A 21,887-nucleotide genomic window follows, 5' to 3' on the forward strand; every position below is an offset into this window, starting at 1 on the left:
GCGGATACTTAAATGCTTAAGCTTTGATATTTCATTGCTTGATACCATTTTAGTTGTTTCGTAATTTTCCCAAATTCGAGTTTTTATAAAAATCTACGAATAGCTATGGTTAATGTGGCTGAATAGTGAAGTCTGTCAATTCAAATCATAATTTTGATATCGTGTTATGCGTCCCCGCAAATTTCCGTACTTACCCAATCGTCTGCTTCGCTTAATGGGTATCCCTGATATCTGTATATCTCACCTTCATCTAGGCCTTTATTCTCAATAAGATATTTTACAACAATATGGTAATCCCGGTATCTTTGTTGCTCTTTACTTTCAGTGAGTGTAGAAGCGCAAAGAGGGATAGTAGATTCTCCGCGAGCATATTCAGCCACACCTTCCAACTTCCATGTGTCTACCTGAAAGTGTTGTATGCCCAACTCCCAATATTGCTCGATATGCTTAGCTTCATGCTTAATTACTCCGTCTATAGATGTCTTTGCATTTTTTACCGCCGTTTCGTTGATGTAAGCAACACCGATGAAAGGAAGTGTAAGCCCTAGAGAATCACCAGAGATAGGGTTAAGTAGTTCAAAAAACCAAGGGTTTTTAATTACATATACTTTATCTTCTGTGTCTTGAGAAAAAGTAAAAGCATGAGCTGAAAAAGCTCCGTGTACTAGAAGCCATATCCAAGTAATCGTATTAACGATTGATTTCAAAGTCTTTGTAATTTTTATTTTCATAAATTCTATTTTAATAGGTTACGCTTTATGAAGCGATTTTTAAAAATTTGTAAGGCTTTTGGTGCTAAAGCATACTGGAGTTATATGTTGCCTGAGCATCGCCACAATAAGTTTTGATCAGCGCTATTACTAAACTCAAACCACTATGCTTTAGACACGAAACCCGTGATTGAATGAAAAATGTCAAGTGTTGGAAGTCATTATTAAATATTATTTTATGTGTATAATTTGTAGTTGGGGTTAATTCTTGACATTAATATCATATCTATGTATCGACCATTTTTAAACGTGCTCAAACGCTTTACACCCTCTGTTTCAAATCCAATTTTTTCATATAGAGATTTTGCTGATATGTTATCAGCATGCACTTCTAATTCCACGCGTACTAAATTCAGCCAGTTATCAGCCTGATTAATTGCCTCTTGCATTAGAGATTTCCCTACACCTTTACCTTGACTAGCAGGGTGAACAGCAATAGCTACTGAAGCAGTGTGTTTGCCACGTGCTTTATTTGTTAGGAATAAAGTGGCGTGTCCAATTACTTTCCCATCTATTTCTGCAATCAGAGTGTATTGATCCGATGACGAGAACAGATTTGAAACTTGTGAGGAACTCAAAAATGGAGGCTGTGAAGTATTCGCTAATACCTCACTAAAGCTATAAATTTCATGAAGATCTTTATGGTCTATTTCTTCTAAATGTCTTATTTTCAAACTACATCCTTATTGTAAATTGGACTGAACGCATAACGTTCGGTTTAGGGGCGGCTGAAGCATAGCGTAGAAAGCCTCCCCCCTTAAAGTAGACACCACCTTATGCGGCTATTCTTTCATATTCATCTGGGCTTTTGAACCCAATTGAACTATGTCTTCTCTTCAAGTTATAGCATTTATCAAGGCACCAAGATGAGTTCGCCCTAAGGTCCTTAACCGACTCAAAGTAAAAGCCTTTGATACTATCAGTTTCAGTGTCTGGAAAAATGATTCTACATACACATTATTATTCATAAACCCTGGTCGATTCATGCTTGGGTCAATACCTGGTTCTTTGAGTCGGTTTTGGTATGCATAGGCACCGTACTCAGACTCACGGTCGTTGTGAAATATTAGATCTGATTTTATTGCTTCTGCGACGGAAAGCTTTATTTAGCGCTGATAGTGTCGATTCAACAGTTCGAGTATCCAACAATTCCCAACCCACTACTTTTCGGGAGTAAAGGTCAATAATTACGGCTAAATATTGCCATTTCCTATTGATCTTCAGATAGGTCACATCACTTGCCCATGGGAGTCTGGTTTCGCCGACATACCATGCTCTCGTTGTATATTTTCAATCTTAATACAAGGGTTTTCAGGTGACGGGCGTTGACGATAGATCTTTCCTGCTTTTCCCACGACTTCAGTCTCTCGCGTAAGGCGCTCAACGTGTTTGTGATTTGCTCACTCACCATTAGCTTTCAGCTCTGTGCTAATTCTTGGGCTTCCATAATTACTATTATGCTGCGTGTAGATAGCCTCTATAGACCCTAGAATCCGTTTACTTTCTATGTCTGGAGTACTCTCATCACTGTTAAGCCGCTTATAAAAAACTTGAGGTTTAATATTTAAATTTCTACATAAGTACCTGACACCAAAGTCTGATCGATTAAGAGCTATGAACGTTCAGGTACATTTCCCACTTTTTTAGGAGATCATTCTCCTTTTGCAATTTCTCAACCTGCTTTTTAAGACGTTTTATCTCTTTATCATCAGTTTGAGACTGAGTTTTCGTTATCTTTGTCATACTTATTCTACGACTGGGCTTCTCGACCAGCTTGCCTTCTCTACTTTCCTGTCGCCATCTATACACCATTATTGGATGCAAACCAATAATGTTAGCGATAGTAGTCGTATCTACTTTCAGTTGATTAGTGAGAGCTACCACTCTAACTTTGAGCTCTGTTGAGTATTCAACAATCCGCTCTTCACTCAGTATTTTCGGCATTTTTTCCTATCCTATTCAAAAGGTAGGCGTCTATTCCATGGGGGGAGGTTTCAAAGCCGTTCCAGTCATGCAAAGCATGGCGACTACAGCCGCTTGTTAGGATCTTGATTCGCAAAACTCTCTCTCATGAACTCTATTACACCAGTAAAGAGAATTCTTATACCACAATTTACTGATGCGGCTCTCAGGGCCTGCATAAGAAATTAATGGCTGATAAAAAGTACTATGTAGAAAAATAGCGGTACGTGCGATTGTATAACCTGGTTCTACACCAACTGTATATCTGGCCATCAGAGGATATAAACAGAAGAACCCAGCTATATAGAATGAAGCAATCCACACAGTTAAGTAGGCGAATATTCTGTGCTTTCTCTGCATTTGTGGGCCTCCTAACGCCCACGGCATGGGCGGCTTGCCTTATGCGCGTTTTGTGCGAAAATGGGAGCGAAGCGACCGCGCAAAACGTGCATAAGGTAAGCCGTCCCGCAGAGGCCCGAAGGGCCGGAGCTTCACTGCCCATGATTGTTATGTTTGATCTCGCCGCGTAGCCTCTAAATATACAGTTCTTTGACGATAACTCTCTTCAAATGCCACCAGCGACGCTAGCAACCCGGCCAAAATAATCCCAAAAGCTGCGTAGACAGCAAACGAAAGCATATATGGCACGGAGACACCAAAATACATTCCAGGAACAATACAGATCGGGACTAAAGCAAGTACAGCAGTTGAAATGAAATGCAAAATTTTGAGGACTGCAAGTAGCGGCTTCAGATTTTCGCTTCTAAGATTTTTATAGCTGAACATTTTGCTTTCCTTGGCTTTCTGCTACCGAAACATAACGTTGCCAGCAAGTGCAGCCGAAGCGGAGCGTAGGCTGTCCAGCCCAGCCTCCGGCTGGGCATTCTTGCCTGGCCTGGTTATAGTTGGCGCGCACTGAACGACCTACTAGCTCTCTGCCAGCCAACTTTGGCTGGCCACTGCCCGATAAATTTACAGGGAAAAATACCATACTTTCCCAACCAGTTAACTATCTGATTCGCACTCTATGATGGCGTAGCTGGCTTGCAGGGCTTGCTGACTTAAAACGATGGCACTGGAGCGAAACTGCGGTACCAGATTACAGGAAAACTCTCAGGAAAAGAGTGCTCAGATAGAGATTGATGCTTGCAGCAGCTACAAAACATCTAAAAATTAGACCGCCACAATAACGCCCACAACAGGGGCGGCCGAAGCGTAACGTAGGCCGTCCCGCAGAGGCCCTGTCAGGGGCCGGCGCAAACTGCCTGTGAATGTTAGGGCTGATTTTGCACGGCACTATCAGCCACCTTAATTAATACCACCGGGGGTAACCTTCTTGCTTGATCAAATGCGAACTTCTCTGATTCAGTTAGAAGAAATTCTTTGTTGCGATACTTTACGTAAAAGTATGATTTTTCATCCATGAACTCACTTTGGAAGGTGATTTGGTTTCCATGTAAGGAGTATGAACCTCTATAGGGCCTGTATGGCGGGTTATTAAGATGACAATTTGGGTCACTTCTATCGCATAGGATGTCGGTGGTCATTTGGTGAATAAAACCACCTTTGTTTACTTCTAAGATGTGCCCGCCAAATAGGCCTAGGCCTATCGTTGATTCGCTTTCATACTTGCCATAAATTTCACTTCCTAGAACTGAGCTAGAAATTAGCAAACACATGGCAGCAACAATTCTTAGCATGATGCTGCCCTAACGTCGCAAACACGCGCTTGACGCGTGCTTTGCCTTGTTAACCCCACTCAACAAAACTCTCCCCTTGCTCATTTATTTCAATGAAAATATCTGAGTAAGGCGAAATTTCAGGAAACTCGACACCAGGGTCACAGCGAACAGTAAACCCAAGAGCCTCCACTAGCCTTCTAGCAAATTCAACATCAGAGTTCCATTTTTCTGCACCCTTGATAAAAACTGATATATAACCATCTTTAATGCCAGTATTAATCAGAACCGCAGTCTTATTACACGTGAATAAAGTATATCTCTCATTGATTTCGCAATCGCAAGACAACGCACCAATCTCTTCATTGAGGAATGAAACCACTTGCGTTGTTTCATTTCCTTTCACGTAAACTTCTATATCTTCCATTTTAGTCATATGGGTTAACGTTGCCAGCAAGGGCAGCCGAAGCGGAGCGTAGGCTGTCTCGCGGAGGGCCGCAGGCTCGGAGCAAACTGCCCGGCATTGTTATGAGTTTCCGCGACTTCAGTGGGCACCGTATTCTCCCAGGCTTGGAAAAGCGAACGTAGTTGTAACGAGAGAAAACATTACTAAGGATTTTATTAAAAGCTCTACTCTTGATCTACGCCAAACTTCGGGTGAACCTTCCATGTTGCTCCACTCTCCCGGCATATCATCATCTAGCGTGACCAAGTGACCGATCACAGCCCACACCGATAGACCGCAAAGTGTATAGATGTACGCAACACCCGCAAAAATTGACAATCCAACTACAACGACAAGGATAAACAAGCTTGATAGAAATATATTTATTTTCTCATTCACAATGAAACCCAGTCATTCGGACTCATAACGTCCTGCTAAACGGCAGCCGGAACAAATTTCAGCAATTTGTTAGGTGTTTCTGGCACGATCTACCCTCTCGATTAACTCAGTTACAATGGGATTTTTTGAAAATGGGTTTAGCCTCATTGGGGGATTAAACGCCAGCTCTTTGCCTATGGCACCATCTGAACGGACATGTAAGATAATCCTTTCTGGTGAGCTCATTTGGTTGTAGCTAATGTTAACAATATCTTTGAGAAGAACTTTTTGCTCCTTCCCTCCTTTTCGGAAGAGTAATGAATCACCATCATCATAGACTTCGTCAGCTAGATCCCAGAGTAGATTTTTGAAGAAGAAAAAGCCAAAGGCAGCCATGAACACTGGCATGACCAAAAACATCAATGACTCTTTGGTTGCCCCAGCTATTAAAGAGGTGACCAAAAATAATGTAAGAAACCCAAACCATATACTTGGGAAAAGCTTCTTAAAATAGAATGTTGTTCCAGATATTTTCTTCATGCAATCTCTGATACCTAACAGCGTATTCAAAAGCAGCTGCATTATATCTCCATTCATATATCCCATCATCATAGACCGCAGGCATAGCGAAAAAAACCAGAAAACTCAGTCTTTTAGACATAATTAGTACAAACGTCAGAATGTGGATATAAGAAGTTGCATAGTTATCTTGTTATTTCGTGGCTTTTGATATTATTGACAATGCCTTAAAAGTCAGTGAGTTGGCTGGTTGCTCCGGTGGATATGTGCCGCTGCTTTTGATCTTGGATACATCTAGAGAACAGCGCCGTAGCTACATTGTTTTAAGCATTATTGCCATTTAACAGTGACATTTTGGGTTTGGCTAAATAGGGTGGGGCTGTGAGCGCTGGGGAGGGGGTGGTAGGTGACTGTGATTTTGAAGTAAAAAAGAGCGGGCTTTGCCCGCTCTTTCAGCTCTTAAGGCCTACTGCCCCAAGCTAAACAGTTGCGTATTACCGCCAGTGGCAACGGTATTTATAGTTTTGGTTTTTTCGGTGGCAAAGCGGAACAGGTAGTGGGGGCCGCCGGCTTTGAAGCCGGTGCCGGAGAGGCCTTGGCCGCCGAAGGGGTTTACACCTACCACTGCGCCTACCATATCGCGGTTTACGTAGCAGTTGCCCACGTTCACACGCTTGAATACCGCGTCGGCGCGGCCCTCGATGCGGGAGTGCAGGCCGAAAGTGAGGCCGTAGCCGGTGGCGTTGATACGGCGGATCACGTCCTCCAGTTCTTCGGCTTTAAAGCGCACCACGTGCAGGAAGGGGCCGAAGACTTCGCGCTTGAGCAGGGAGAAATCTTCGATTTCTACCACTTGCGGGCCGAAGAAGGTGCCTGTGTTGGGCTTCTTGTTTTCATCGAAGGCGAATAGCGGTTTGGCTTCTTTGGCCATACGATCGCGATGAGCTTCCAGCAAGCCCAGGGCTTTTTCGTCGATTACTGGGCCGATATCGGTTTCCAGTTTACTGGGGTCGCCAAGGGTCAATTCTTCGCAGGCCCCTTTGAGCATATTGAGCAGGTTATCTGCAATCACGTCCTGCACACACAGAATACGCAGGGCGGAGCAGCGTTGGCCGGCACTCAGGAAGGCGGATTGAATTACATCGTCTACTACTTGCTCGGGCAGGGCAGTGGAGTCTACGACCATGACATTCTGGCCGCCGGTTTCGGCGATCAGCGGCACGATCGGGCCCTCTTTAGCGGCCAACTGTTGGTTGATCAGGCGCGCAGTTTCGGTGGAGCCGGTAAAGGCTACGCCGCCCAGGCGCGGATCTTCGATCAGCAGTTTACCTACGGCGGCGCCGGTACCGGTAATCAGGTGCAGTACCTTGGGGGGAACGCCGGCGTCGAGCATGATACGCACGGCGTGCGCGGCGATGATTGGGGTTTGCTCGGCGGGCTTGGCCAGTACGGCATTACCGGCGGCGAGGGCGGCAACCACTTGGCCGGTAAAGATGGCCAGGGGGAAGTTCCAGGGGCTAATGGCCACAAATACGCCGCGGCCGCCAAGGAACAGTTGGTTCTTTTCACCGGTAGGGCCGGGCAGCTCGGTGGGCTCAGCAAAGTGTTGGCGCGCGGCATTGGCGTAATAGCGGCAGAAGTCTACCGCTTCGCGCACTTCACTAATGCCGTCGTTGAGAGTTCGGCCCGCTTCCAGGCAGATAATGGCTGCCAGTTCGTTGGTTTTCTTCTCATAGAAGTCGGCGATACGATCGAGAATCTCAGCGCGGCTGTTGCCACCCTGTCGGTCCCAGTCGATCTGCGCTTCGGTGGCGGAGGCGTAGGCCCGCTCAATTAAATGTTTGTCGGTATTGGCGGTATGGCCGATTACTTCGCCGCTGGCTGGGTTGTAAACCGGCTCTTCAGACTTGCCCATTACGCCATCAACAATAGGGCCACCGAGGAAGTGCTTGCCCTGTTGTTTTTGTACTTCTTCCAGCAGGGGTTCTACTGCGAGTGGGTCGGTCAGTTCTATGCCGTGTGAATTTTTCCGTGGCAGGGCCTCTGCGCCCATATAAATATTCTCCGGTACAGGAATTTGCGGGTGGCGGAGTGGGTTGCAGGCTTCGCTTAAATCGAGGGTATCCTGCACCAGTGCTTCAATGGGTGTGTCTTCATCCATAAAGCGGTTCACAAAGGAGCTGTTGGCGCCGTTCTCCAATAGGCGACGCACCAGGTAGGGCAGCAGGTCGCGGTGGGCACCCACGGGGGCGTAAACCCGCACGGGTACACGCTTGCCGTGTACGGCTTCGATCTGTGCGTAGAGCAGGTGACCCATGCCGTGCAGGCGTTGGAATTCAAAATTGGTGCGCTCGCCGGCCATTTCCAAAATCAGGCCCACGGTATAGGCGTTGTGGGTGGCGAACTGCGGGTAAATCGCTTCTTCCGCGTCCAGCAGTTTTTTTGCACACACTTGGTAGGACAAGTCGGTGTGGCATTTACGCGTGTACACCGGGTAATCGCTCAAGCCCATTTGTTGGGCGTGCTTGATTTCGCTATCCCAGTAAGCGCCTTTAACCAGGCGCACCATCAGCTTGCGGCCGGTGTCGCGGCCCAGGGCGATCAACCAGTCGGCCACATGGGGGGCACGCTTCTGGTAGGCCTGCAAAACAAAGCCGAGGCCCTGCCAATCTTTCAGTTCCGGGTCGCGGGCCAGGGCTTCAAAAATATCCAGGGAAATATCCAGGCGCTCGGCCTCTTCCGCATCGATATTCAGGCCCATATCGTATTTGGCGGCGGCCACACACAGGCGCTTTACCTGCGGCAGCAGTTCGTCCATTACACGCTCGCGCTGCAATACGCTGTAGCGGGGGTGCAGGGCGGAGAGTTTGATAGAGATGCCGTTGGCCTCGACAACATCGCGCTTACTATTGTCTTTGCCGATGGCTTCGATGGCCATCATATAGGCGTCGTAATAGCGCTGGGCGTCGGCCATGGTGCGCGCACCTTCGCCGAGCATATCGAAGGAGAAGCGGGTGCCGGGCAGGTTTTCCTTGGGGCCGCGCTTCAGGGCTTCTTCAATGGTGCGGCCCAATACATATTGGCCGCCCATAATTTTCATGGCCTGCATCATAGAAGTGCGCACCATGGGTTCACCGATGCGGCTGATCAGGCGCTTCATCCAGTGAGAGGGGCGCTCGGTAATATCCGGGTCCAGCTCGACCACGCTGCCGGTGAGCATCAGCCCCCAGGTAGATGCGTTCACGAACAGAGAATCTGACTGGCCACGATGGCTGGACCAGTTGCCGGAATGCACTTTCTCGGCAATCAGTTTGTCGGCAGTATCAGCATCGGGAACCCTGAGGAGGGATTCCGCTAAGCACATCAGTGCCACGCCTTCTTTATTGGAAAGGCCGAACTGCTGCAGGAAGGCATCAAGTGTGCCGCGCTTGCTGCGCTGCTGGCGAGAGTGGCGCACCAGCTCGCGCGAGGTGTTCAGAATTTTCTTGCGCAGGGCGTCACTGGGGCGGGGGGCGGCCAGGAGCTCGCTAACACATTGGTTTTCGTCGGCGTGCAAATACTCGTGTGCCCGCTCTCGGGCATTCTGGAGATCTCCGGCGAAGTTTGTCGACATATCGTCTCCCAAGCTCTATATCTAGGGTCAGAATAAAAGACCGGATTATGTGCGAAAGTGCTTAGAATTAATCGCCATTTTGGCGACGGTTGTGGTTAAATATCACGCCTAAATGCGTGATTGCCAGTAGGGTATTTTGTAATGTCTCGACAGTTGGAAGATCTGGATCGTATCGATCGCCAAATACTGCGGATTCTTCAACGGCATGGCCGCCTGCCAAACGTGGAGTTGGCGCGCCGTGTGAACCTCAGTCCCACCCCCTGCCTGGAGCGGGTCAAGCGCCTCGAGCGAGAGGGCTTTATCCGTGATTATGTGGCGTTGCTGGACCCTCTCAAGGTTCATGCCGGCTTGGTGGTATACATCCAGGTGACGTTGAATAACACCGCTACCGAGGCCCTGGAGGCCTTTAACCAGCATGTGGCAGGCCTTGAGGAAGTGCAGGAATGTCATATGGTGGCCGGCGGCTTTGATTATCTTGTGAAGATTCGCATTAAGGATATGCTGGGTTACCGCCGTTTTCTTGGTGAGAAGCTGGCCTCGGTACCGGGTGTACGGGAAACCCACACCTATGTGGTGATGGAGGAAGTAAAAACAGATACTGCCGTGGCGGTACCTGATCCAGAGCCTAAAGGTAAAACTACCAGGCGCTAGGCCTGCGTTTGAACGGTCAAGGATGGCCGAAACGCTCACCACTTGGCAGATAATAAACAAACAAGGTTGCCGAGACGGTGGGGGAGAGAGCACTCTTAGGTATCTTTCCGGGATAAGCTCGAGCAGGGCTACACACCTAAACACTTCCCAGCACCGCAAACCTTTCTATTGATTGCAGATTTCCCAGGGGAAAATGGCGAATTGGCAACCAATGTCTGCCAGGATTTTATTATCCTCAACATTATGAGTGAGCGGTGCCCTGTGCCGCCCATCCAACCGCGATAACGATAAAGTAGGTACTGTATGGATTTTTCACTGAGCGAAGAGCAGCAGATGATTCAGGATGCGGCGCGTCAGTTTGCCGAGAGCGAACTGAAGCCCATCGCCGCAGAGCTCGATAAAACCGGTAACCGCGAGTTGATGCTGGCCAAGCTGAAAGCCTTGGCTGAACTGGGTTTTATGGGGATCAATATCGATCCCAACTACGGTGGCACCGGTGCCGGCACCATAGCTTTCAGCCTGGCGATTACCGAGCTCGCCCGCGGCTGCAGTTCCACGGCTACGACCACTTCAGTTACCAATATGGTGGCCGAGGTCATCCAGGCCGTCGGCAATGAAGAGCAGCGACAAAAGTATTTACCCAAGATTTGCAGCGGTGAATATGCCGCGGGTTCTTTTTGCCTGACAGAACCGGGGTCAGGTTCCGATGCCGCAGCCATGCGCACCCGCGCCGTGAAAGACGGTGACGAATATGTGCTCAGTGGCAGCAAACTGTTTATCAGCAGTGCTGAGTTCGCTGGCATTTTTGTAGTTTGGGCAGTAACCGATCCCGAGGCGGCCAAAGGCAAAGGCATTAGTTGCTTCCTGGTGGAGGCTGGCACACCGGGTCTGATTATCGGTAAGGCCGAGGAGAAGATGGGGCAGAAGGCATCTGTCACCAATGAAGTCTCCTTCGACAATTGCAGAATCCCCGCCGCCAATCTGTTGGGTGCAGAGAACCGCGGTTTCCGCATTGCCGCCGGCGAGTTGGCCGGTGGGCGCATTGGTATCGGCTCACTAGCGCTGGGCATCGGCCTTGAGGCATTGGACTGCGCTCGCAGTTACATGCACGAGCGCGAGCAATTCGGCAAGAAGTTGGCGCAATTCCAGGGTTTGCAGTGGCAATTAGCCGACAAATATACCGAGCTGGAAGGCGCCCGTTTGCTGCTGTTACAGGCTGCCTGGCAAAAAGATGCCGGCCAGGCCTTTGGCCCTGCGGCCTCTATGGGCAAACTGTTTGCCAGTGAAAAAGCCAATGAGGCCTGCTACCTGGCACTACAAATTCACGGTGGGGTGGGTTATACCCGCGAGTATCCGCTGGAGCGTATGAGCCGCGATGTACGCATTACCACTATTTACGAGGGAACCAGCGAAATACAACGCCTGATTATCGCCCGGCATCTACTCGATGTGCGTTGATGGATTTATGTAGCCAGTGACTTGTGGCCCTGGGGAGGTGGACTATTTCCGACTTGCCCAGTGCCCCCGGAGCCGCACCTTATAGTGTCCCAGCCAGGACACCCTGGCTGGCCCCGCCCTTCATAGCGGGGCTAGTGACTAACGACCTTCCTCTGCCAGCCTATAATCCTTCCTATTCTCTACAGAAGAGCCTCTTCTTCCACTTTGCTCTCAACCATTATTTTTTACTAATCGGCAGATCCACTACAGGGTTTGGCGCAATTTAATATCGGGTGAGAAAAATGAAAAAAAACCGAGGTGCTATTGCTAGAAATGGCGCTCTGATCTTATTTTTTTTGTTATTCATTCCCAGTTTACTGTTGGCGTACGAGCCAAAGCCTGCCAGCGTAATTACAAAAAAAGCAAATCAGGCGGTACTGAAAGAGTTGCCCTTTGCCAATCGGGAGGATTTTGCCAATGTAAAAAGGGGATTTATTGCCCCACTTTTGAATGACGGTATTATCAAAAATGAAAAAGGTGATCAGGTATGGAACCTGCAGGCCTTCCAATTCGCCAATGACCAACAAGCCCCTGCCACAGCTAACCCCAGTCTCTGGCGCCAGCTTCAGTTAATCTCCCAGGGCGGTCTCTATGAAGTGATACCGCGAATTTACCAGGTGCGCAGTGCGGACCTCTCCAATATCACTTTTATTGAGGGGGATACTGGGGTCATTGTTATGGACCCCTTAATCTCTACAGAAACCGCAAAAGCCGGGTTGGATTTATATCGTGAGCACCGAGGGCATAAACCGATAGTGGCAGTGATTTATACTCACAGCCATGTCGATCATTACGGCGGTGTGCGTGGGGTTGTTAATGAAGAGGAAGTAAAATCTGGCAGGGTGAAAGTGATCGCACCCAAAGATTTTTTAATTGAGGCGGTCAGTGAAAATGTGTTTGCCGGTAATCATATGGCGCGCCGTGCCAGTTTTATGTATGGCAACCTTATACCCAAAGGCCCAATGGGTACTCTGGGATCGGGCTTGGGGCTGGAAACGTCCACAGGTACGGTCACTCTGATTGAGCCTACCGATACGATCAGTAAAACTGGTGAAACAAGAAAAATTGATGGCCTCACGTTTGAGTTTTTGATGGCACCGGGCTCCGAGGCCCCAGCAGAAATGCACTTTTATATTCCCGAATTAAAGGCGCTTACTGCTGCGGAGAATGCCACTCACACACTGCACAACCTTTACACCCTGCGCGGCGCCAAGGTGCGCAATGCCCGAGCCTGGTCTCGCTATCTCAATGAGACACTTCAGCGTTGGGGGGGGCAGGCGGAGGTGCTCTTTGCTCCACACCACTGGCCCACCTGGGGGCCGGAGAAGGTCGTCAACCATTTGAAAAAGCAGCGCGACCTGTATAAGTACCTCAATGACCAGACCCTGCGACTGGCCAATCATGGCTATAACATGGTCCAGACTGCCGAGTTAATGCAGCTACCCCCAGAGCTTTCCCAATACTGGGCCAATCGTGGATATTATGGCAGTGTCAATCACGATACCCGAGCGGTCTGGAATTATTACCTTGGGTTCTTCGATGGAAATCCAGCGCGGCTCTATCCAATGCCACCCACGGCTGCGGGAAAAAAATACGTTCAATATATGGGGGGTGCGGCCAATCTCATAAAGCAAGCCAAGAAAGATTATGAGGCTGGAGAATACCGCTGGGTGGCGGAAGTGCTGGACAAGCTGGTTTCCGCTGAGCCCAACAACCGCGCTGCCCGTGACCTGCTGGCGAATGCGCTGGAACAGATGGGTTACCAACAAGAGAATGGTACCTGGAGGAACTTTTTTTTAAGTGGTGCCAGGGAGTTGCGTGATGGTATAGAGCGATTGCCAGTGCCATTAACTGCCAGTGCCGATACCATTCGCAGTATGCCTACTGTGCTTATTTTTGATTATTTGGGAATTCGATTAAATGGGCCCAAGGCCACCGGGAAGCAGATTGCTATTAATATTAGTTTGCCGGACATACAGGAAGCTTACTCTCTTGTGCTTGAGAATGCTGTGCTCAACTATGGCCCCCCAATAGAAAAGCCCCAAAGCTTCGTTACTATTAATCGCAATGATCTCAACGATATTATCCTGGGGGCATCCTCTATACAGGAAAAACTGAATGAAGGTGCGGTGAAAATTGATGGGGATGTGGGGCAATTAAAGGTATTGCTTTCCCTTATGGATAAGTTTGATTTTTGGTGGAATCTGGTTACTCCAGAACCTATGAATATAAATACTCCAGCGGAACTGCCGTAAACTATTTTTCTCTGGCTGATATTAGAAATTATGGGGTTTCATTTTCGTTGGTAACTATAAGTCGGAATGCTTATGAAAAAGGGCACTTTGGCGGAAATGCTTAAAGGATTTGGCTCTATAGAGGAGGTTGCTGGTGGGTTTGAAATAACAAGTCTGCAATCCCTGCGGGTATGGGCGATGGTGGCACTAGTAATGCTTCATAAAGTATTTGTTCTGCCATGGCAAGGGAAAAAGAAAAAACGATTGCTTGATGATCTGGATTCACTTAAAAACCTGACTGTAACTATTTCTCGAGATAAGCTGGATAGGCCAAAGGAGGGGGGCTGCTTTCTCAATGAAAAAGATTTAGACTTTTTTGAGAAGAATGGTTATTTGCCTCCGTTTCAGGTTATTTCTAAAAGTGAGGCAGAGCAACTTAGGGGTGAGCTACTGGAAGAATTTTCATGTGATTTTCATGGGAAAAATTACATGAGCGAAAAAGTTAAAGATATTGCTGAAAGGCACGATCAGTGGTCGATAGAGGCGGCCGGACTTTATCAGGCATTGAGAATAAAGTCACTAAGAGCACTATTTCGCAGGCCGCAAATAACAGAGCGCCTAGCTAGCTTGTTGGGTGATGAAGTTATGTGTTGGCGGAGCCAAATGTTTCATAAGTTCCCTGGTGCAAGGGGGACGATATGGCATCAAAATGCTACTTTCCGAGAGACAGGGAAGTATGCCAAGTTACAGCCAAGCCAGAAGATGGACCCAGCTGTTATCCAGTTGAACGCCTGGGTGGCGCTTACAGACTGCACGGAGAAAAATGGTTGTTTGCGTATATTGCCGGGGTCAATGGGCGACGCTCGGATGGATTATCTCTATGGTTATGTTCAGGACAATCAAATCTTTTACTTGTCATTGTTGCCATTTTCTATTTCTCATTTATATGCGTTGCTCAAGATAGCACTCTATGGAACTATTTTTGTTAAGAGTACACTACTTTTTCGTACAGCAGTTGAGCTGTTAGGTGAGGACTACTTTGATAAGTTTAAAGTTGTTGACCTCCATATGAAGGCTGGTGAATGCCTGATTTTTTCCTCTTTGAATATGCACGCTTCATACCCAAACACCAGTAATGATGATTCACGGTTTTCTGTTGTGGCTCGCTGTACACCAAATCATGTTAGGGTGGCTCCATCAGGAGTTGATGTGTATTCAACGGCAGAAGGGTTAGTTGAATACAAGCTTCCAGACGTACCCAATTTTCAAGTATATGGGACAGATATTTATGGCTACAATAAAGTAATGGACGAATAAGTTTTCATTCTTGAATTTTGTATAAACCTTCGTTTATTAGCTTCACTAAAAACCTTGCTACTCCACATAATACTGGGGCATCGCTTAACGATCCTCTCTTGTTTAATGGGTGGCCATATCTTCTGTTATGCTAGTGTTAGCTGTTTCTTTTTCTAAGTTTGCGGAAGCCTTTTTTGATTGAAAGGTAAGATAAGCATCCTTAATAGGCTCCTGTAGTAAAATTTTGCAATCTTGTTCGTAATTATTCAGTAGGCGCCACGGATATTTATTGCCCTGGCGGGGAAGGGCATGATTTCCTCTTCTGACATAACCGGAACTCAGGCTGCTCATCACAGAGTTGATTTCAGCACAGGCCTCGTTATCTTCCGCCAAACAAATCTCATACTGATGTTCATCCATATAATTGATTAAACGGCAGATGTAGCGGGCAGAGATATCTGCTTTTAGGGTCCAGGGGGCATTAGTATATCCAAACACCCAAGACATATTGGGGACACCTTCCAAGAGCACAGCTTTGTAAGTGAGCTTTTCACTGATGGGTACTTTCTTGCCATCAATACTCAGCTGCATGCCTCCGAGCACTTGGATATTTAATCCGGTAGCTGTGATAATGATATCCGCATCGATCTGTTGCCCTGATTCCAACTCGATACCCTGTTTGTCAATGGCCTTTATCTCCCCGGTTTCTACTGAGGCTTTGCCTGATTTTATTGCTGCAAAGAAATCATCATCGGGCACTGCGCAAATACGTTGATCCCAGGGGCTGTAGCTCGGTGTGAAGTGACGCATATCAAAGTCGTTGGGTAGGCTTTTGCGAACACCCCGCAGGAACAGTTTGCGCATAAAATGTGGCCAGCGTTTAGAAGCCTTAAAGAGCCAGCGTTGTATTTTTATATTTCGCCAGCGCGCAAAATTAAACACCCAGGATTTTGGTAGAAACTTTAGTAACAGTGCCGAGAGTTTATCGAACGCGGGTACGGAAATAACATAACTAGGAGAGCGCTGTAACATGGTGACATGCTTGGCTTGATCAGCCAGGGCGGGTACCAGCGTAATAGCGGTGGCACCACTGCCAATCACAACAATTTTTTTGTTTTGGTAATCCAGTTCTTCCGGCCAGTGCTGGGGGTGGATGTAGTCACCCTGAAACTGTTCGGCACCAGGAATTTTGGGGAGATATCCCTGGGAATGATCGTAATACCCGGTACATGAGATTAAAAACTTGCAGCTGTAGTAACAGGGCTTGCCGCTCTGAGTATTGCTTCCCTGCAGAATCCATAGTTCTTTTTGGCTATCCCAGTTGGCGCTGAAGAGGTCGACATTAAAGTGAATATCTCTACTAACTGCATACTCGTCTGCAGTATCAATGAGGTATTGGCGGATAGAGGGTCCATCAGCCAGTACCTTCAGCCCCGGCCATGGGCGGAAGTCGAAGCCAAAGGTGAACATATCTGAATCCGAACGAATACCTGGGTAGCGGAATAAATCCCAGGTGCCTCCGATTTGAGAGCGACGCTCTAGGATGGCAATTTTCTTGGAGGGGCATTCGCGGCGCAGGTGGCAGGCGGTTCCGATACCGGAAAGCCCGGCTCCAATAATTAGCACATCAAAGTGAAGTGGTTGCAAAATCATCATCCTTCTTGTGTCTTTAGACGCAATAGACTGCGTAGATGTGGAGCCTTTTTATTGCTACATTGCGACAAAAAATTATCTTGAGGCGTCAGCTGGCGCCCTGGAGGAGCAATGGGTAGTTTGATACGAGCCAGTGTGCTTACGGGGTATAGCGAACTGGCATCGGAGCTTGGAGGAGATGCCCGCACATTTCTTACGGAATTTAGTCTTCCTGAGGATATTGTCATATCGGATAGCCGCTTGCTGTCACACTTGGATGTAGCGCGCTTGCTGGAACTAACCGCCGAGCGGTTACAGTGCGCTGACTTTGCCCTTCGTCTGGCAGTAAGACAGGGTGTCGATCGATTGGGGGGGATTGCGGTGATAGCCTGCAACTCCACTTCGGCCAGAGAGGCGATTCTGGCGGTGGCTAGGTTTATGTCATTGCACAGCCCCGCTATTCACTTGCGGATTGAATCGGTCCCTGGTGGTACTTTAGAGCGCCTGGTATTCGATCAACTCGATCCGGCTTTATCGTGCTTTCACCAGATCCATGAGCAAACCTTGGGGAGTGCGCTGGTGATGTTGCAAATGCTGATGGGCGCGAATGTGGCACCGCAGCGAGTCCTGTTGCCACATGCCGCTCTGACCGATCCCGCCGATTACTTTGAATACTTTTCCTGCCCGGTGGAATTCCTTTCCGGTTACTGCGCCATGGAGTACCCGGCAGAGCAGCTGGATACTCCGCTCGCTTGTGCCGATCCGGTTACCAAACGGTTGGCCATCAATTATTTAGAGCAGCAGTCTGTTTCTTCTGATGCCTCTCTGAGTACACAGGTTAGGGACTTGATGCGGCAATTGCTGCCTACTGGCCAGTATCAGGTGGGGGTGGTCGCGGCCCACTTAAGCCTGCACCCACGTACTCTGCAGAGACGTCTGGCAGGTGAGGGTCTGCGCTTTGATGCCTTGTTGGACCTGGTGCGTAGGGAGATGGCTGCGGAGTACTTGGCAAATACCGGGCTAGCTCTGGGACAGATTACCGGGCTGCTGGGATATGCGGAGCAGAGCACTTTTCAGCGCGCTTGTCGGCGGTGGTTTTCGGATACGCCGCGTAACTACCGTCGCCGACTGGCCCCTGCCGATCAATAGTCTGTGGGCTCAACCTCTCCTGGGCGCCAGGTCTTCTCCAGCCAGGGCCCCAGGGGGCCATAGAGTCGCAATATCACAAAAAAACCCTTGCCCGGCACTGTCTCCAACCAGTTGTGTTCGAAGCCCTTGGGGACTTGGGGACCAAAGTAGATGTCGTAAGAGCCGTCGGAATTTTGTTTGATCCCTTTGCTCTGGCTGCTTACCGAGGGGAATTTCTGGCTTGTCTTGAGCTGTGAGCGGGTCTGGCTGTCGTAGATATTAACGGCCCAGAAAGCGTTGACAGGCACCTCCGGCGGTAAGTGCAGTTTGTACTTCTTGGCACCATCGAAGGGCTCCTTATTTTCATCGACAAAGGCGATGGCGTAATCAGAGCCCTTGCCGGGCTCAAGGGCAATCATTGCCGGACTTACTCCAGTGTAGGGGTAGAAATAGCTGACCCGTGCATCGCTATTGATGGTTTTGCCATCGGGGCCATTAAAGAAAATATTCTTGCCGGGAAATGCCATTACCCAGGCGCTGTCGGTGCCGGGGTAGATCTTGATATCGGCAAGGGATTTGTCGGTGCGGGGATACCAGACGATAGAGCGGGCGATGCCATTGCCGATGGCAACGGCATCGGTAAGGATCTTGGTCATGCGTTCATCGGGGCTAAACGCTTTGCCTTTTTCGATACCAATAGAGGCAAACAGGCCGCGAGTTTCCGGGTTCAGCATGCCAATCCATTCGTACTGAATGACTTCATTGAGGTGTTTATAAAATTTGTAGTTGTTGGGATGAATGGTATTGAAGGCCTTGCCCGAAGCGCTAATGAACACCATCGGCGGGGGGGTTCCCTTTCTAGAGAGGGGGTAAATCCTGAGGTGGTCTTTGACACTTTGGGCGGCGGCTTCCAATGGCTGTTCCCCAGGTGAGCGCATAAATACCCATACTCGAAAAGAGCGAGGGTAGACGGGAAAATACCCAAAGGGCAGATTGCCTTTGTAGTCTGGCGGAAGAACCAGATATTTACCGCCGCGCCCTTTATCTGGCCCGGAGCGACCAATGTCCTCCACATAGCGGAACCAGGCATCATTAAATGCTCCCGAAACCCCTGGTGGTGAATGCAGCACAGTGGGGCCATCGCGCTTGAGATCCAGAAAGGCGAGGGTGTAAATCGTCGATGTGTTTCCGGTTAGAAATAGAGATTCAGAATTCATCAGCCGATCAAAGATTAAAACCTCATTGGCGGCTTTAGCTCCCAGCTCACGAGCGCCTTTCATTAATCCGTGCACCGAGGCCCCTTGAATGCCTTTTAAGAAGCTATCTACTGCACGCATATGATCCAGGTAGTCGTAGAGTTTCTCTGCCGTATCGGGATAAGGGGCGCCATCGCGAAACTTGAGCAGCCCAATGCTGCTTTCTACTTTATCTGGTGTACTGATGGATTCTACAGACTCCCTACTCACATCAGCGCTTAGGTTAGGATGCAATAGCGCAATGAGGATTAATGGAGTGAGAAAAATCATCCGCGAGGTTATGTTGGATTTTTGCGGCTGGTGGGTGAGCGGCAATGGCCAACTGTTCAATCTCAATTCCTCTTTGATTTTCTATGACAGCTCATAAGACTGATGCAATAAAAACTCGGGCTGCAAATCACATAAATCATCTTTATCGTTTACAACTTCTGTAGCGAGATGCATTGATCGGAATGCGATTCAAAAAACTATCGACGCAAGCACATCCTGGGAAATATTTAGTGACTGATGGTTCAGGTTTTTGCAGCGGCTGGAAGCCAATAAATCGACTTCTGCTTTGCCTATATTGTTTCCAGTGAAACTATTTGTGCCGCATGAAATTAAAAGCCAAGTGAATCCCGCAAGACTCTTCATGATCAAAACCAAGCGTTGGTCTGATTATATTAGCCGCTACTTCTAAAAGTCTTTTTTGGCTTAATTTTCCACCAATTCTTGTTAAGGGTTTGGCCATTAGCCTGATGGAAGTGTCGCCAATAACTCCTCAAAGAGCGCACTGGAATGGCTGTGTTGGTTCTGAGTTCGTGGTGCTTGATGCATTTAATGCCGAGAAGCACAGTAAAAAATTTTTTTGTTAGATGTTTAATGTAACAAAAGGTCAACAACTTAAAGATATAATGTCAATTTCAAAAATTTAGGTTGGCCATGTGACTATTGAGAGTGGTGAGGTACTTTAGAGATAAACCTCATTGATAATGGAAATAATTTGCACATTAATAACCGATTTGCGGAATTCAAGGTGTCACTAAAAAATAGTTTCCCTTTGCTGCTCACCAATAAAATTATTTTTCTGCTGAATGTCCTGTTCAATAATAATCAAAAGTCAACATAAAAAAAATTTAGGAAATTATGACTTTCCTGAACTGCATGAGCCGGAATGAAAACTTCATCACAGGATTTCAAGATAATGCTTGTCATTATGGAGAGCTCACTTTATAAAATGATCGTGCCATCTAGGTAGCTCCAGTTTCTTTTTTGGGGGGAAGTCGGGAGCTATAGAATAATTTTTAAAAAAAATATTTGGACTAATGATGTTCTCGCTTGCCGACCTGTTCGATAGGGTTATTAGTGGCTTCTGGAGTGGAAGCCTTGAAAATCTGACTGGGGAAAACTTATCAAATCAATGCTGTGAGAGGGCTCTGTCTCTTTTGCAGTTGGCCGATACTCCGTTGGTCCATGGAGACAGGCTGGTAATCAGAGCGCAAAACGATATTCCTACAGTGGCAACAATGTTGGCGGCCTGGCACCTCGGTTTGGTGGTGGTTCCCGTCAAGGGTGATGCCTCACAATCCGCAGTGAGTGCAATAGCAAGCGACTGCAATGCCAAGGCCATTGTGGAAGGTGAAAATGTTATTTCGCTGGCTACTTATCGACCGCAGCAGCGATTATTTGAACTCAGCACACCTGTCAGGGTGACAGGTGTTGACCTGGCCCTCATTATCTACACCTCGGGAAGTACCGGTAAGCCAAAGGGCATAATGCTCACCCACCAGAATGTGCTTACTTCTCTGGATTCACTCTCGCAGTATCTTCGCTTGGCTGAGACGGATCGCATACTCTGCCTTTCACCATTGTCATTTGATTACGGTTTATACCAGGTGTTGTTTGCCCTCAAAACGGGGTGCTCAACAATTCTTTACGATAAAACGTTCAACCCTCTTCATGCTTTGAAAGTAATATCTGATCAGAAAATTTCAGTGTTACCCATTGTTCCGGCGATGGGGGCTTCCTTGGCGAAAATTTTGACACTGGTAAAACCTGATCTTTCTGTACTTCGCGCTTTAACCAATACTGGTGGGCACCTACCTGAGTATGTCATTCGCACTTGGAAAGAATATTGTCCGGCGCTCGATGTTTTCTCAATGTATGGTCTCACTGAGTGTAAAAGGGCCCTTTATCTGGAACCGGAACTTTGGGAGCAGAAGATGGGGTCTGTGGGTAAGCCTATTCCCGGCCTAGATGCTCGAATTTTTCTGATGAATGCCGGTACCAACGCCTATAGAGAGGCCGAGGCCAATGAAATTGGTGAGCTTTTCGTGCGTGGCTCCGGAGTTATGCAGGCATATTACGATCCCTGTGCTCAAGGGGGGGCACAAATCTTTAATGGTCTGTACCGGGATGATAACTGGCTTGCTACTGGCGATTTATTTAGTCGGGACCAGGAGGGTTTCTATTACTTCAGGGGGCGCTCCAAGGATCTGATCAAGCAAGCAGGTTTTTGCCTTTTCCCCAAAGATTTGGAAGCCGTAATTGATACATGCCCGTTGGTACACCTCAGTGTAGTGCTCGGTTCTTTAGATAAGTTTCAAAATGAGGTTGCGGTTTGTGTAGTTGAACTGCAGGAAAACACGCCTGAAAATCAACAGCACCTCAAAGTGTGGTTGAAAGAGAATCTGGATGCTGATTACACTCCGAGGGAAGTGCGATTTGTTGAATCAATCGACCTAACAGCAAACGGCAAAATTGATAAGAAAAAACTTGAACAAGAGCTTCAAGCATGAGTTTTCTCAGTTGGAAATACTGAGACTATTTGGTCGGCGGGCAGCGTACT

The 21,887-nt window shown here is 48.0% G+C and carries 17 protein-coding genes; 6 read left to right on the top strand and 11 right to left on the bottom strand.

Going from position 1 to position 21,887, the window contains the following annotated elements; all coding sequences use genetic code 11:
• Positions 1–164 precede the first annotated feature (164 nt).
• The 9 genes from ACJJIC_RS11485 to putA form a co-directional block, all read right to left on the bottom strand.
• Entirely contained in the window at positions 165–731 is a 567-nt protein-coding gene (locus ACJJIC_RS11485; protein WP_444924800.1) for a hypothetical protein, read from the bottom strand.
• 215 nt (positions 732–946) lie between these two features.
• Positions 947–1,444 carry a GNAT family N-acetyltransferase gene (locus tag ACJJIC_RS11490; RefSeq protein ID WP_444924801.1) on the bottom strand — a complete coding sequence of 166 codons (498 nt, stop codon included), beginning with the start codon at positions 1,442–1,444 and terminating at the stop codon, positions 947–949.
• 373 nt (positions 1,445–1,817) lie between these two features.
• Positions 1,818–2,003 (bottom strand): DDE-type integrase/transposase/recombinase, encoded by a 186-nt coding sequence (locus ACJJIC_RS11495; protein WP_444924802.1) that lies wholly within the window; start codon positions 2,001–2,003, stop codon positions 1,818–1,820.
• Between the two features lie 372 nt (positions 2,004–2,375).
• Complete coding sequence (locus tag ACJJIC_RS11500) at positions 2,376–2,714, bottom strand: transposase (RefSeq protein WP_444909891.1); 339 nt, start codon at positions 2,712–2,714, stop codon at positions 2,376–2,378.
• Positions 2,715–3,239: 525 nt separating this feature from the next.
• On the bottom strand, positions 3,240–3,518 hold the full coding sequence (locus ACJJIC_RS11505; RefSeq protein WP_444909890.1) for a hypothetical protein: 279 nt from the start codon (positions 3,516–3,518) through the stop codon (positions 3,240–3,242).
• A 488-nt stretch (positions 3,519–4,006) separates the two neighbouring features.
• Complete coding sequence (locus tag ACJJIC_RS11510; RefSeq protein WP_445356953.1) at positions 4,007–4,432, bottom strand: hypothetical protein; 426 nt, start codon at positions 4,430–4,432, stop codon at positions 4,007–4,009.
• Positions 4,433–4,481: 49 nt separating this feature from the next.
• Positions 4,482–4,847 carry a hypothetical protein gene (locus ACJJIC_RS11515; protein ID WP_444924803.1) on the bottom strand — a complete coding sequence of 122 codons (366 nt, stop codon included), beginning with the start codon at positions 4,845–4,847 and terminating at the stop codon, positions 4,482–4,484.
• Positions 4,848–5,324: 477 nt separating this feature from the next.
• On the bottom strand, positions 5,325–5,816 hold the full coding sequence (locus tag ACJJIC_RS11520) for a hypothetical protein (RefSeq protein ID WP_444909887.1): 492 nt from the start codon (positions 5,814–5,816) through the stop codon (positions 5,325–5,327).
• A gap of 403 nt (positions 5,817–6,219) precedes the next feature.
• Positions 6,220–9,366, bottom strand: a complete 3,147-nt coding sequence (gene putA / locus ACJJIC_RS11525) for a bifunctional proline dehydrogenase/L-glutamate gamma-semialdehyde dehydrogenase PutA (RefSeq protein WP_445356954.1) — start codon at positions 9,364–9,366, stop codon at positions 6,220–6,222.
• A gap of 141 nt (positions 9,367–9,507) precedes the next feature.
• On the opposite strand from putA, the gene ACJJIC_RS11530 reads away from it, so the two are divergent.
• The 4 genes from ACJJIC_RS11530 (at position 9,508) to ACJJIC_RS11545 (ending at position 15,065) form a co-directional block, all read left to right on the top strand.
• Positions 9,508–10,017, top strand: coding sequence for an Lrp/AsnC ligand binding domain-containing protein (locus tag ACJJIC_RS11530; RefSeq protein WP_252085528.1), 510 nt, complete (start codon positions 9,508–9,510; stop codon positions 10,015–10,017).
• Positions 10,018–10,320: 303 nt separating this feature from the next.
• The gene (locus tag ACJJIC_RS11535) at positions 10,321–11,475 is read left to right on the top strand and encodes an acyl-CoA dehydrogenase family protein (protein ID WP_252085529.1); all 1,155 of its coding nucleotides are present in this window, start codon (positions 10,321–10,323) and stop codon (positions 11,473–11,475) included.
• A gap of 281 nt (positions 11,476–11,756) precedes the next feature.
• Positions 11,757–13,769 (top strand): alkyl/aryl-sulfatase, encoded by a 2,013-nt coding sequence (locus ACJJIC_RS11540; protein WP_445356955.1) that lies wholly within the window; start codon positions 11,757–11,759, stop codon positions 13,767–13,769.
• A gap of 72 nt (positions 13,770–13,841) precedes the next feature.
• Positions 13,842–15,065, top strand: a complete 1,224-nt coding sequence (locus ACJJIC_RS11545) for a phytanoyl-CoA dioxygenase family protein (RefSeq protein WP_445356956.1) — start codon at positions 13,842–13,844, stop codon at positions 15,063–15,065.
• Positions 15,066–15,167: 102 nt separating this feature from the next.
• Here ACJJIC_RS11545 and ACJJIC_RS11550 read toward each other — a convergent pair whose 3' ends face one another.
• Entirely contained in the window at positions 15,168–16,697 is a 1,530-nt protein-coding gene (locus ACJJIC_RS11550; RefSeq protein ID WP_445357890.1) for a flavin-containing monooxygenase, read from the bottom strand.
• Positions 16,698–16,808: 111 nt separating this feature from the next.
• On the opposite strand from ACJJIC_RS11550, the gene ACJJIC_RS11555 reads away from it, so the two are divergent.
• Complete coding sequence (locus tag ACJJIC_RS11555; RefSeq protein ID WP_445356957.1) at positions 16,809–17,825, top strand: AraC family transcriptional regulator; 1,017 nt, start codon at positions 16,809–16,811, stop codon at positions 17,823–17,825.
• On the opposite strand, the gene ACJJIC_RS11560 is transcribed toward ACJJIC_RS11555, so the two are convergent.
• Positions 17,819–19,390 (bottom strand): DUF1254 domain-containing protein, encoded by a 1,572-nt coding sequence (locus ACJJIC_RS11560; RefSeq protein ID WP_445356958.1) that lies wholly within the window; start codon positions 19,388–19,390, stop codon positions 17,819–17,821. The genes ACJJIC_RS11555 and ACJJIC_RS11560 overlap by 7 nt on opposite strands.
• 977 nt (positions 19,391–20,367) lie before the next feature.
• Between ACJJIC_RS11560 and ACJJIC_RS11565 the strand changes: the two genes are divergently transcribed.
• Positions 20,368–21,837: a class I adenylate-forming enzyme family protein gene (locus tag ACJJIC_RS11565; RefSeq protein ID WP_445356959.1), complete on the top strand. Its 1,470-nt coding sequence runs from the start codon at positions 20,368–20,370 to the stop codon at positions 21,835–21,837.
• The last annotated feature ends 50 nt before the right edge of the window (positions 21,838–21,887 follow it).

It is taken from the genome of Microbulbifer mixtoriginis (SeqCode) (assembly GCF_052468275.1).

Excerpts from the sequence above, each read along its gene's own strand:
- ACJJIC_RS11535 (WP_252085529.1), top strand. The coding sequence starts at position 10,321 with ATGGATTTTTCACTGAGCGAAGAGCAGCAGATGATTCAGGATGCGGCG.
- ACJJIC_RS11550 (WP_445357890.1), bottom strand. The coding sequence starts at position 16,697 with ATGATTTTGCAACCACTTCACTTTGATGTGCTAATTATTGGAGCCGGG.
- ACJJIC_RS11545 (WP_445356956.1), top strand. The coding sequence starts at position 13,842 with ATGAAAAAGGGCACTTTGGCGGAAATGCTTAAAGGATTTGGCTCTATA.
- ACJJIC_RS11520 (WP_444909887.1), bottom strand. The coding sequence starts at position 5,816 with ATGCAGCTGCTTTTGAATACGCTGTTAGGTATCAGAGATTGCATGAAG.
- ACJJIC_RS11530 (WP_252085528.1), top strand. The coding sequence starts at position 9,508 with ATGTCTCGACAGTTGGAAGATCTGGATCGTATCGATCGCCAAATACTG.
- ACJJIC_RS11515 (WP_444924803.1), bottom strand. The coding sequence starts at position 4,847 with ATGACTAAAATGGAAGATATAGAAGTTTACGTGAAAGGAAATGAAACA.
- putA (WP_445356954.1), bottom strand. The coding sequence starts at position 9,366 with ATGTCGACAAACTTCGCCGGAGATCTCCAGAATGCCCGAGAGCGGGCA.
- ACJJIC_RS11565 (WP_445356959.1), top strand. The coding sequence starts at position 20,368 with ATGTTCTCGCTTGCCGACCTGTTCGATAGGGTTATTAGTGGCTTCTGG.
- ACJJIC_RS11510 (WP_445356953.1), bottom strand. The coding sequence starts at position 4,432 with ATGCTAAGAATTGTTGCTGCCATGTGTTTGCTAATTTCTAGCTCAGTT.
- ACJJIC_RS11485 (WP_444924800.1), bottom strand. The coding sequence starts at position 731 with ATGAAAATAAAAATTACAAAGACTTTGAAATCAATCGTTAATACGATT.
- ACJJIC_RS11540 (WP_445356955.1), top strand. The coding sequence starts at position 11,757 with ATGAAAAAAAACCGAGGTGCTATTGCTAGAAATGGCGCTCTGATCTTA.
- ACJJIC_RS11555 (WP_445356957.1), top strand. The coding sequence starts at position 16,809 with ATGGGTAGTTTGATACGAGCCAGTGTGCTTACGGGGTATAGCGAACTG.
- ACJJIC_RS11500 (WP_444909891.1), bottom strand. The coding sequence starts at position 2,714 with ATGCCGAAAATACTGAGTGAAGAGCGGATTGTTGAATACTCAACAGAG.
- ACJJIC_RS11505 (WP_444909890.1), bottom strand. The coding sequence starts at position 3,518 with ATGTTCAGCTATAAAAATCTTAGAAGCGAAAATCTGAAGCCGCTACTT.